Origin of the sequence: Pseudonocardia sp. SID8383, from assembly GCF_009864975.1 — a bacterium.
Lineage (GTDB): Bacteria > Actinomycetota > Actinomycetes > Mycobacteriales > Pseudonocardiaceae > Pseudonocardia > Pseudonocardia alni.
Genome location: NZ_WWFY01001235.1, coordinates 1 through 11,036, shown reverse-complemented (window position 1 = coordinate 11,036; position 11,036 = coordinate 1). Strand labels below are relative to the sequence as shown.

Sequence of the window (11,036 nt, the reverse complement as noted above, 5' to 3'; positions counted from 1 at the left end):
CGCGCAGGGCGGGCGACCCGCCGTGGCGCCAGTGCCGCTCGAACTCGGCCGTCGCCGCCGTCGACACCCGGTGCTCGTGCGCGGCCAGGTCCGGCAGCCGGCCCGCCGCCGAGTGCGCGCGCAGCGTCCACCCGCCGAGCCAGTCGTGCACCCCGCGCAGGCAGTGCGGGTCGTCGAGCTGCGCGGCCAGCACCGGCGTCACCCCGAGGGTGGCCAGCCCGGTGCGGCCCTCCTCGGCCAGCTCCCGCAGCATCGCGACGACGGGCAGATAGGAGTGCGCCCAGGACTGGTAGAGCCACTCCTCGCCGACCGGCCACCGGCCGTGCCGGGCCAGCAGCGGCAGGTGCGAGTGCAGGACGAGGCAGAACGTCCCGACGGGCGCGCCGCTCACGGCCGGGTCGCCGTGACCAGCAGGTCGAGCGAGGCGTCGAGGTCGGTGTCGTCGCCGGTGCGCAGCACGAAGTGCGAGCACCGCACCCCGGCGACGTCGACGGCCAGCGCGTGCGGCCACGGCTCCCCGGACAACGCCAGCCGGGTCTGCGCCTCGATGAGACCACCGTGGCGGGCGTCGAGCTCGCGCAGCCGCGGACCGTGGTGCAGCCCCTGCACGACGACACGGCCGAACCCGGCGTCGTCGACCAGGCCGGCCAGTTCGCGCGGGTCGAGCTCGCGGGTGTGGAACGGGTTGAGCGGGGTGTCACGACCGGGGGAGAAGGTGATCCGGTTCGGCGTCGACACCATGAGCCGCCCGCCGGGACGCAGCACCCGCCTGCACTCGCGCAGGAACCGCTCCTGCTCCCACAGGTGTTCGATGACCTGCAACGACACGACGACGTCGACGCTCCCGTCGGGCACCGGCAGCGCCACGAGGTTGGCCCGGGCCACGCCCACCCGCGGGTAGCGGGCACGGACGTGGGCCACGGTCGTCGCGTCGTAGTCCAGCGCCAGCACCGAGCGGGCGGCCCCGGCGAGCAGGTCGGCGCCGTAGCCCTCGCCGCAGCCGGCCTCCAGCACGGCGACGCCCGAGCAGTCGGCGGCGATGGCCGCGTAGACCACCTCGTGGCGGCGGAACCAGTAGTTCTCGTGGCTGATGCCCGGGACGGTGCGCTCTCCGGTGAGGGGCAGGCTGCTGGTCACCCACCGACTTCACCACGCCCGTCGGAGGGAGTTCGCACCGGTCCCCTCGCGTGCGCTACCGCTCGTCGACGCGGAGCAACGCAGTGTCACCACGGACGTCTGATGACGTGGAGCCCGACCGACATCCCGCCAGGCACGACGGAGGGGGACACATGAACGACATCGCGACCGACGAGGACACGGTGACGCTGACCATCACCGGCCGTAGCGGATCCTGGCTGGTGTCGGGTGTGCTCGGCCGGGAACCGCTGCCGCTCAAGGGGCTGGACGACGGCGCACTCGCCGAGATGCTGTGGGCGATGCTGCCGGTGGCACCGTCGTCAGCGCACGGGCCCGCGTACCCGGCCCCCGCGCCCGGCCGCCGTCACCCGGGCTGAGCCGCAGTCCGGTCGCGCACGTCCGTTTCGCGGTCGGCGCACGGTTCGTGCCGGTCGGCGTGCGGTCGGCCCCCGGACGGGTATCACCTGCCCACCGACGGGTATCCGCCGTACCCCGGGCCCGTGCGGGCCAGGGGTGACGCCGACGGCGTCGTGCCGAGAGGAGCCCAGGATGAACGACCCGGTGGACGAGAACGAGACGCTGTCGCTCACCATCACCGGGCGGTCCGGGTCCTGGGTGGTGTCGGGTGTGCTCGGCGACGAGCCGGTCGAGCCGCGCGCGATGGACGACGAGGCACTCGGCGAGGTGCTGTCGATGGTCGTGCCCGAGGAGGACCGCGTCCCCGCCGAGCCCCCGCCCGGCCGCCGCGTGAGCTGAGCAGAGGCGTCGGACTACAGCCGTCCCCGCAGCAGCGACGCCGCCAGCAGCGCCACCTCGACCTGCAGCCGGTCCTCCCCGACCGGGCGCCCGAGCAGTTCCTCGGCCTTGCGCACCCGGTAGTGCACCGTGTTCTTGTGCAGGTGCAGCCGGGCCGCGGCCTGGATGTAGCTCCCCCCGGCGGCCAGGAACACCCGCAGCGTCTCGCGCAGCTGGTCGGTGCCGGGCTCGTCGGCGGTCAGTCCGGACAGGGTCCGGGCGACCCAGCGGCGCAGGTCCTCGGACCGGTCGGTGAGCAGCGCGGCGACGGCGACGTCGTCGAACCGGACGACCGCGGGCCGGTCCTCGGCGGTCTCGGCCACCGCACGGGCCCGCTGCGCCTCGGCGAGCGAGCCGCGGAACCCGTCGATCCCGGTGGCCGACCCGCCGACGGCGATCCGCACCCCGGCCGGGAGCCGGTCGCGGAGCAGGCCGACGTCCAGCCGCACCTCGTCGGGCCCGGACAGCCACGCCCACAGTGTGCGGCTGTCCGCGAGCACCGTCAGCGGGGTCCGCCCGCACGCCTCGTAGAGCAGCCGGGCCCCGGCCTGCAGCGCGTGCCCGTCGGCGGGGCCGTCGCCGGACGCGGGGGCCCACACCAGCGCCGCGGTGTGCCGGCCGGTCACCGGGATCCCCAGCAGCTCCGAGGCGGCCGCGTCGGTCAGCGGGTCGGTGTCGAGCACCATCCGGACCCGGGTCGCGAGCCCTGCTCCGGACCGGGTGCTCCACCGCCGTCGCTCGGCTTCGTAGATGTCGATGAGTCCGGCGATGACCTCGTCGATGTAGCGGTTCGTGCGCTCGCTCAGCACCGACACCGCGTCGAGCACGTCCGGGTCCCCGTGGTGCGGCCCGGCCCGCAGCGCGTCCAGCGCCCACTGCGCGAACATCTGCTCGCCGAGCCGGTAGGCCCGCAGCAGCGCCTCCAGCGACAGGTCGTGCTGGGCGAAGCGGCGGGCGTACTCGGCGGCCGCGGGCGGCACCGTGATGCGGTCCATCGGGATCGAGTGGACGAGCATGTCCATGATCGCGACGAGGTTCGCCGAGGTGCTCGCGACCATCAGACTGCGCAGCGTCTCGTCGTGCCGGAACTCGGGGATGACCTCGACGAACCAGTCGGTCATCGCGGTCGTCAGCTCGGGCAGCCGGGCCTCGACGTCGCGGGCGACGGCCGCCACGACCTCGTCGACGTGGGCGGACACCCGCGCGACGCTAGCGGGTCGGCCGGTCCCCGGACCGGCGGGTACGTCCCGGTTGTGTCCCCGGCACAACGGGCCGCCCGCGATTCGTGATCGCCGTACATGGCGTCGGTCACACCCGGGGACCTACGTTTCCCCGACACCGATCCCGACGGCGGCCGGCGCGCCCGCGCACCGCCCGGCCCCCGTACCCGGCACCCACCGACCTCCCGCGGACCCGCACGGTCCGGCGGGGGAGCCGTCCTGCCCGGACACCGCCCGCGGACGGCCACCGAACCTTCCACCGGAGAGGACCGCACGATGGGGTTCAAGACGGGGGACTTCCCCCCGGTCGATCTCGACACCTTCCTCGACAGGCCGTTGTTCGAGCGGACCAAGGCGCTCGCCCTGCACTGGACGCAGTACGGCTTCGGGTCGCCGAAGATGATCCCGGCGACCTACGTCGTGAAGCTGCTCGTCCTCTACTGCGTCATCGGGACCGCGCTGATCACCTGGACCTCCGGCGTCGGCCCGTTCTGGGACGTGTCGGGCTGGTGGGACCAGCCGGTCGTCTACCAGAAGCTGGTGCTCTGGACGGTGCTGCTGGAGGTCGTCGGCGTCGCCGGGTCCTGGGGGCCGATCGCGGGCAAGTTCAGGCCGATGACCGGCGGCATCCTGTTCTGGGCCCGCCCCGGCACCATCCGGCTCCGCCCGTGGAAGGCCGTCCCCGGTACCGACGGCGACACCCGCACCCTGCTCGACGTCGTGCTCTACCTGGGCCTCGTCGCCTCGCTGCTGACCGCGGTGGTGCTGCCCGGCGTGCCGAGCGCGTCGCTGTCGGCGGTGCTGCCCGACAACACCTCCGGGCTGGTCGCGCCCTGGCTGATGATCGCGCCGATCGTGCTGCTGGTCCTGTGCGGCCTGCGCGACAAGACGATCTTCCTGGCCGCCCGCGGCGAGCAGTACCTGCCCGCGATGGTGTTCTTCGGGACGCTGCCCTTCGTCGACATGATCGTCGCGGCGAAGCTGCTGATCTGCATGGTGTGGATCGGTGCGGGCGTGTCGAAGTTCGGCAGGCACTTCACCAACGTCATCCCGCCGATGGTGTCCAACAGCCCCTGCATCCCCTCGAAGTGGATCAAGCGGGCGCACTACCGGGACGCCTCGGGCGACCTGCGGCCGTCGCGGCTCGCGACGTTCATGGCCCACGTCGGCGGCACGACGGTGGAGATCATCACCCCGCTGGTGCTGCTGTTCTCGACCGACCACCGGCTGACCCTGGCCGGTGTGGTGCTCATGGTGGTGTTCCACCTGTTCATCACCTCGACGTTCCCGCTCGCGGTGCCACTGGAGTGGAACATCCTGTTCTGCTACCTGGCGGTCTTCCTGTTCCTCGGCTTCCCCAACGGCGACGGCTTCGGCATCGGCGACATGTCCTCCCCGGTGCTGACCGTCGCGATCGTGGCCTGCCTGGCGTTCTTCCCGGTGCTGGGCAACCTGCGACCCGACCTGGTGTCGTTCCTGCCGTCGATGCGCCAGTACGCCGGCAACTGGGCGTCGGCGCTGTGGACCTTCACCCCCGGGGCGGAGGAGAAGCTGAACCGGTTGCCGCACCGGCCCACCACCAACCAGGTCGACCAGCTGCAGGCACTGGGCTACCCGCCGGCGGTCGCCGAGGTCACCATGCAGCAGACGATCGCCTGGCGGTCGATGCACTCCCAGGGGCGCGGCCTGTTCTCGGTCCTGGCCGCCCGGCTCGACGACCTGGACTCCCGCACCGTCCGCGAGGCCGAGTTCGGCTGCAACTCCGTCATCGGGTTCAACTTCGGCGACGGCCACCTGCACGACGCCCAGCTCATCGCCGCCCTGCAGAAGCGGATCGGGTTCGCGCCCGGCGAGTTCGTCGTCTGCTGGGTGGAGTCCCAGGCCATCCACTCGTCGGTGCAGCACTACCAGCTGATCGACGCCGCCCTCGGCGTGGTCGAGCGCGGGTACTGGAAGGTCGCCGACGCCGTCGCCGAGCAGCCGTGGCTGCCGAACGGGCCGATCCCGCTGACCGTCACCTGGCGCGCCCCGCAGCGGGCGACGGCCGGCGACGGCGTCGAGGCCCCGGCCCCCTGAGACCCGCGGGACGGGCGGAGACACCGCAGCCCGCCCGTCCCGCCGGACCGACACCGCACGACGAGAGGGACACGACATGGGAGACGCACTGGACGGCCGCGTCGCGCTCGTCACCGGCGCGGGCAAGGGCCTCGGCCGGGCGATCGCCCGGCGCTTCGCCGAGGAGGGGGCGACCGTCGTCGTCTCCGACATCGACGGCGACGCCGCACGGCGCACGGCGCAGGAGATCCCGGACGCCACGCACCTGTCCTGCGACGTCCGCGACGAGGAGCAGGTCCAGGAGCTCGTCGCGCACACCGTCGAACGGCACGGCGGGCTGCACGTCCTCGTCCCCAACGCCGGGGTCGGGCGCCCGCAGCCGCTGCTGGAGATGAGTCTCGCCGACTGGCGGGAGGTCACCTCGGTCAACCTCGACGGTGTCTTCCTGTCGATCCGCTACGCCGCGCCCGCGATCATCGCCTCCGGTGGCGGCACGATCGTCACGCTCGCCTCGGTCACGGCGACGGCGGGCTCCCCGCTGATCGGGCACTACGCCGCGGCCAAGGCCGGCGTGGTCAACCTGACCAGGACCGCGGCGACCGAGCTGCGGCCGTACGGTGTGCGGGTCAACGCGTTGCTGCCGGGTTTCGTCGACACCGACCTGGTGACGTCGGCCCGCCCCGGCTTCGAGGCCGCGCTCGGCCTGCCCGCCGGTGGCTTCGACGGGCTGATCGAGCAGAAGCAGGGCGGCTACGGCACCCCCGACGACGTCGCGGAGGCCGCGCTCTTCTTCGCGAGCGACCGGTCCCGCTTCTGCACCGGCAGCGGGCTCGTCCTCGACGGTGGCCTCGACGCGTCGCTGCTCTGACCCGGTACCCCAGGAGGACGCCATGACCACCGCGACCGTCGTCGGATCCGGGCCGAACGGGCTCGTGGCCGCGGCCCTGCTGGCCCGCGCCGGGGTGGCGGTGACCGTGCTGGAGGCCGCCGACGAGATCGGTGGCGGCACCCGCACGGTGGAGGCGATCGTCCCGGGGCTGCTGGTCGACCACTGCTCGGCGGTGCACCCGATGGCCGTCGGCTCGCCGGTGCTCGAGGAGCTGGGCCTGGACCGGTACGGGCTGCGGTGGCGGCTGCCGGAGGTCGACTGCGCCCACCCCCTCGACGGCGGCGACGCCGGCGTCCTGGTCCGCTCGGTCGCCGGCACCGCGGCCGGCCTCGGGGCCGACGGCGCGCTGTGGCGTGCGCTGTTCACCGGACCGGTGCGCGACTACGACACCTTCTCCCCGGACTTCCTCGGCCCGCTGGTGCGGATCCCGCGCCACCCGCTCCTGCTGGCCCGGTTCGGTGCCCCCACCGTGCTCCCGGCGGAGGTGCTGGCCAGGGCGTTCCGCACCGAGCGCGGGCGGGCGCTGTTCCTGGGGTCGGCGTCGCACGCGTTCCGGCCGCTGAACCGGCCGCTGTCCTCGGCGATCGGGCTCGGCCTGTTCACCGCCGGGCACCGGCACGGCTGGGGCGTCGCCGAGGGCGGGTCGCGGGCGATCTCCGACGCGCTCGCCGCGGTGCTCGCCGAGCACGGGGCGAAGGTCGAGACCGGGGTGCACGTGCGGACGGCGGACGAGCTGCCGCCGTCGGACGTCGTGGTGTGGGACGTCGGCCCGGATCGGCTGCCCGCCCTGCTGGGGGACCGGCTGCCGGCACGGGTCGCGCGGGCCTACCGGCGCTTCCGCCACGGCCCGGCCGCGTTCAAGGTCGACTACGCGGTGGCGGGCGGCGTGCCCTGGACGCACCCCGACGCGCGACGGGCCGGGACGCTGCACGTCGTCGGGTCGGCGGCGGAGAACGCACTCGTCGAGCGCGAGGTGCACGCGGGCCGGATGCCGGAGCGGCCGTTCGTCCTGGTCGGGCAGCAGTACCTGGCCGACCCGTCCCGGTCGGCGGGCGACGTCCACCCCGTGTGGGCCTACGCGCACGTCCCCCGCGGGTACACCGGCGACGCCACCGAGGCGGTCACCGAGCAGATCGAACGGTTCGCGCCCGGTTTCCGGGAGCGGGTCGTGGGCACGATGGTCACCGACCCGGCCGCGTTCGCGGGCAACCCGAACTTCGTCGGCGGGAACATCCTGACCGGGTCCAAGGACCTGCGGCAGCTGCTGCTCGGGCCGCGGACGACGCTGCAGCCCTACGACACGGGGGCGCCGGGCCACTTCCTCTGCTCGGCCGCGACGCCGCCCGGCCCGGGTGCGCACGGGATGTGCGGCGCGCACGCCGCGCGTCGCGCGCTCGCCCACCTGGGCCGCTGAGGGCGGCTCAGACGGGTTCGGGCTCCCCGCTGACGGCCACCACCCCGCCGATGTCCTGGCGCAGCCACGCCAGCAGCGTCGCGTCGTCCAGGGTCAGCGGGACCTCCGGCCCGCCCCACCCCAGACGTGTGGTCGGCCGGTGGACCAGCGCGTCCTCCAGCATCGCGGCCAGACCGTCGGTGGCCCGGACGGTGCGACCGCCGTGCTCGACGGTCCGGCTGCCCGGTACGTCCTCGTCGGCGTGCGGCCCCGTGCTGAGCACGTAACCGGTCCCCAGACGGTCGTCGAACCCCGTCACCTGCACGACGGCTCCCTCCTGCCGAGTGCGCGAGGTGCCGACGGTAGCGAAACCGGACCCCCGATCAGGGGTTGCGGCGTGTGACCTCGTGCGCGCACCAGGTGAGGAGTCCCGCGCGTGAGTACGGTCACGAGCTGCCCCGGTTTGCCGGGACGCTACTCGTTGGTAACAATGAACGTCACAGTGGCACGGCGTGCCGTTACGGCACGAGCAATGGCAGAGTCACCGGCTACGACGGGCGCGACGCCGCGGCCCACCCCCGCTCCGACCAGAGCGCGCGGCGCAGCACCGTCACGGTGACGCGAGACGACCCGGCCCCGGGACGACCGGGACGGGACGCGACGAAGGACGACGCGGTGTGCGCGTGGGCGCAGGCCGCCGCGGCAGGAGGTCGAAGAGGTCCTATGAAGATCGTGACCCTGGTGAAGCAGGTGGCCGACACCTACTCGGAGCGGAAGCTGTCCGACTCCGACCACACCCTCGACCGTGAGGGTGCCGAGGCGGTGATCGACGAGATCAACGAGCGCGCGGTGGAGCAGGCCCTGCTGCTGAAGGAGGCGAACGACGGCTCCGAGGTCGTCGTCGTGAGCATGGGCCCGGACCGGGCCACCGACGCGATCCGCAAGGCGCTGTCGATGGGCGCGGACTCCGCGGTGCACCTGTCCGACGAGGCCATCCACGGCTCGTGCGCGGTGCAGACCGCGAAGGCGCTGACGAAGCTGATCGGCACCGTCGACGGCTGGGACATGGTCATCGCGGGCAACTCGGCGTCCGACGGCCAGATCGGTGCGGTCCCGGCGATGATCGCCGAGCTGCTCGGTGTGCCGTCGCTGACCCACGCCAACGAGCTCTCGGTCGAGGGCACCACGGTGAAGGCCAAGCGGGAGACCGACGAGGGCGTCACCCACCTGACCGCGGAGCTGCCGGTCGTGGTGTCGATCGGGGAGAAGTCCAACGAGCCGCGCTACCCCTCGTTCAAGGGGATCATGGCGGCGAAGAAGAAGCCGGTGGAGACCCTCGACCTGGCCGGCGCCGGGATCGACGCCTCCGAGGTCGGTCTGGCGAACGCCCTGACCACGGTCGTCTCCGCGGCGCCGAAGCCGCCGAAGCAGGCCGGCGAGAAGGTCACCGACGAGGGCGACGGCGGCGCGAAGATCGCCGAGTTCCTGGTCGGCCAGAAGCTGATCTGACCCCGGTTCTTCCTGGCTTCCCTCTTCGTTTGGAGATAGAGAATCATGGCTGAGGTTCTGGTCCTCGTCGACCACGTCGACGGTGACATCAAGAAGACCACCTACGAGCTGCTGACCGCCGCCCGCGCGCTGGGCGAGCCGTCGGCGGTCGTCGTCGGTGCCGCGGGCACCGCGGACACGCTGGCCGACGGCCTGACCGAGCACGGCGCCGAGAAGATCTACGTCGCCGAGACCGACTCCACCGACTTCCTCTCCCCGGAGACGACGGTCCTGGAGTCGCTCATCGGGTCGGCGTCCCCGGCCGCGGTGCTGCTCGCGGCCACCGGCAACGGCAAGGAGGTCGCCGGTCGGCTCGCCGTCCGGACGAACTCCGGGCTGCTGTCCGACGTCGTCGGCGTCTCGGCCGAGGGTGTGTCGCACTCGATCTTCGGTGGTGCCTACACCGCCGAGGCCAAGTCGAACACCGGGCACCCGGTCATCACCGTGCGCCCGGGCTCGATCGAGATCGAGGCCGTCGCCGGTGCGGGTGCCCGCGAGACCGTCGAGGTCCCGGCCCCGTCCGGGCGTGCCGCGACCGTGACCGGCCGCGAGCCGATCCAGGGCGGGTCCCGTCCGGAGCTGACCGAGGCGACCGTGATCGTCTCCGGTGGGCGCGGCGTGGGCTCGGCCGACGACTTCACGGTCGTCGAGGGCCTGGCGGACTCCCTCGGTGCCGCCGTCGGTGCCTCGCGCGCCGCGGTCGACTCCGGCTACTACCCGCCGCAGTTCCAGGTCGGCCAGACCGGCAAGTCGGTCTCGCCGCAGCTCTACATCGCCCTCGGCATCTCCGGCGCGATCCAGCACCGCGCCGGCATGCAGACGTCGAAGACGATCGTCGCGGTGAACAAGGACGAGGAGGCGCCGATCTTCGAGATCGCCGACTTCGGCATCGTCGGCGACCTGTTCAAGGTCGCGCCGCAGCTGCAGGAGGAAGTGGCCAAGCGCAAGGGCTGAGCCCTTCCGGTCCTCCACCGCGTCGACGCCCGGGTGCCGCCTGCACCCGGGCGTCGTCGTGTGTGCGGGGCCTGTTCACCCGCTCCTGCCTGCGACGACACCTGTCCGGGTCCGTTCACCCCGATGCCACCGACGTGTCGGTCCGCAACCGCCCGGGTGTCGCACCCGGCCGGTACCAAGCCGGGTGTGAACCAGGTGATCGTCTCGACCCCCGAGACCGCGGCCCGGCGGTACTCCCTGCTCCTCACGACCGACGACGGCGACGTCGCCGCGGCGCAGGCGCTGCGGCACCGGGTGTTCGCGGGTGAGCTGGGCGCCCGGCTCGACAGCCCCGTCCCCGGCCGCGACGTCGACCGCTTCGACGCCCACTGCGACCACCTCGTGGTCCGCGAGGACGCCACGGGCGAGATCGTCGGCACCTACCGGATGCTCCCGCCGCAGCGGGCGCGCGCCGCGGGCGGCCTCTACGCCGACGGCGAGTTCGACCTCACCAACCTCGACCCGCTGCGCCCCGGCATCGTCGAGACCGGGCGCTCCTGCGTGGACCCCGACCACCGCGGCGGCGCCGTCGTCGGGCTGGTGTGGGCCGGGCTCGCCCGCTACATGCTGCTCACCGGGCACCGCTGGCTGATCGGCTGCGCCAGCGTCTCCCTCGCCGACGGCGGCACCCGGGCCGCCGCGGTCTGGGACCGGGTCCGCGCGAAGCACCTCGCGCCCGAGGAGTACCGCACCGTCCCGCACCGCCCCTGGGACCCGACCGGCGCCCCCGTGGGCCGGGGCGGCGGCATCCCGCCGCTGCTGCGCGGCTACCTGCGCCTGAACACCTGGGTGTGCGGGCCGCCCGCGCACGACCCGGACTTCGGTGTCGCGGACTTCCCGGTGCTGCTGGGGATGGACCACATCGACCAGCGCTACCTGCGCTTCTTCCTGGGCGAGGACGCCGCCGGGGTGACGGGCGCATGACCATCGCCGCCGGGCCGGAGGGCGACGCCGGCGCGCCCCTCCGCCCGCGCCGCCGGTTCCGGCCGCGCGGCCGTGCCTCCAC

Annotated in this window: 11 protein-coding genes and 1 pseudogene; 8 read left to right on the top strand and 4 right to left on the bottom strand. The window is 73.6% G+C overall.

The window, feature by feature from the left end:
• Nucleotides 1-391: pseudogene (locus GTW08_RS30270) on the bottom strand (1,4-alpha-glucan branching protein); the annotation flags it as partial.
• Complete coding sequence (locus GTW08_RS30265; protein WP_100878562.1) at nucleotides 388-1,137, bottom strand: class I SAM-dependent methyltransferase; 750 nt, start codon at nucleotides 1,135-1,137, stop codon at nucleotides 388-390. The pseudogene GTW08_RS30270 and the gene GTW08_RS30265, both read right to left, overlap by 4 nt.
• Before the next feature lie 152 nt (nucleotides 1,138-1,289).
• On the opposite strand from GTW08_RS30265, the gene GTW08_RS30260 reads away from it, so the two are divergent.
• Both GTW08_RS30260 and GTW08_RS30255 read left to right on the top strand, forming a co-directional pair.
• On the top strand, nucleotides 1,290-1,514 hold the full coding sequence (locus GTW08_RS30260; protein WP_073578465.1) for a hypothetical protein: 225 nt from the start codon (nucleotides 1,290-1,292) through the stop codon (nucleotides 1,512-1,514).
• Nucleotides 1,515-1,686: 172 nt separating this feature from the next.
• Entirely contained in the window at nucleotides 1,687-1,893 is a 207-nt protein-coding gene (locus GTW08_RS30255; RefSeq protein ID WP_073578464.1) for a hypothetical protein, read from the top strand.
• Between the two features lie 14 nt (nucleotides 1,894-1,907).
• Here the strand turns inward: GTW08_RS30255 and GTW08_RS30250 are convergent, their stop codons facing one another.
• The gene (locus GTW08_RS30250) at nucleotides 1,908-3,131 is read right to left on the bottom strand and encodes a PucR family transcriptional regulator (protein WP_346009997.1); all 1,224 of its coding nucleotides are present in this window, start codon (nucleotides 3,129-3,131) and stop codon (nucleotides 1,908-1,910) included.
• A 297-nt stretch (nucleotides 3,132-3,428) separates the two neighbouring features.
• Between GTW08_RS30250 and GTW08_RS30245 the strand changes: the two genes are divergently transcribed.
• From GTW08_RS30245 to GTW08_RS30235, 3 genes are all read left to right on the top strand, one after another.
• Nucleotides 3,429-5,228 carry a DUF3556 domain-containing protein gene (locus GTW08_RS30245; protein WP_161152871.1) on the top strand — a complete coding sequence of 600 codons (1,800 nt, stop codon included), beginning with the start codon at nucleotides 3,429-3,431 and terminating at the stop codon, nucleotides 5,226-5,228.
• Between the two features lie 76 nt (nucleotides 5,229-5,304).
• Nucleotides 5,305-6,075 (top strand): SDR family NAD(P)-dependent oxidoreductase, encoded by a 771-nt coding sequence (locus GTW08_RS30240; RefSeq protein ID WP_073578461.1) that lies wholly within the window; start codon nucleotides 5,305-5,307, stop codon nucleotides 6,073-6,075.
• Nucleotides 6,076-6,097: 22 nt separating this feature from the next.
• Nucleotides 6,098-7,510, top strand: a complete 1,413-nt coding sequence (locus GTW08_RS30235; protein ID WP_100878558.1) for a phytoene desaturase family protein — start codon at nucleotides 6,098-6,100, stop codon at nucleotides 7,508-7,510.
• A 7-nt stretch (nucleotides 7,511-7,517) separates the two neighbouring features.
• Here the strand turns inward: GTW08_RS30235 and GTW08_RS30230 are convergent, their stop codons facing one another.
• A complete protein-coding gene (locus GTW08_RS30230; RefSeq protein ID WP_161152870.1) occupies nucleotides 7,518-7,814 on the bottom strand; it encodes a hypothetical protein in 297 nt (98 codons plus the stop codon).
• A gap of 398 nt (nucleotides 7,815-8,212) precedes the next feature.
• Between GTW08_RS30230 and GTW08_RS30225 the strand changes: the two genes are divergently transcribed.
• The 3 genes from GTW08_RS30225 (at nucleotide 8,213) to GTW08_RS30215 (ending at nucleotide 10,954) form a co-directional block, all read left to right on the top strand.
• Nucleotides 8,213-8,998 carry an electron transfer flavoprotein subunit beta/FixA family protein gene (locus GTW08_RS30225; protein ID WP_161152869.1) on the top strand — a complete coding sequence of 262 codons (786 nt, stop codon included), beginning with the start codon at nucleotides 8,213-8,215 and terminating at the stop codon, nucleotides 8,996-8,998.
• A 45-nt stretch (nucleotides 8,999-9,043) separates the two neighbouring features.
• Nucleotides 9,044-9,991 (top strand): electron transfer flavoprotein subunit alpha/FixB family protein, encoded by a 948-nt coding sequence (locus GTW08_RS30220; RefSeq protein ID WP_161152868.1) that lies wholly within the window; start codon nucleotides 9,044-9,046, stop codon nucleotides 9,989-9,991.
• Between the two features lie 195 nt (nucleotides 9,992-10,186).
• Nucleotides 10,187-10,954 carry a GNAT family N-acetyltransferase gene (locus tag GTW08_RS30215; RefSeq protein ID WP_337826682.1) on the top strand — a complete coding sequence of 256 codons (768 nt, stop codon included), beginning with the start codon at nucleotides 10,187-10,189 and terminating at the stop codon, nucleotides 10,952-10,954.
• Nucleotides 10,955-11,036: the final 82 nt, after the last annotated feature.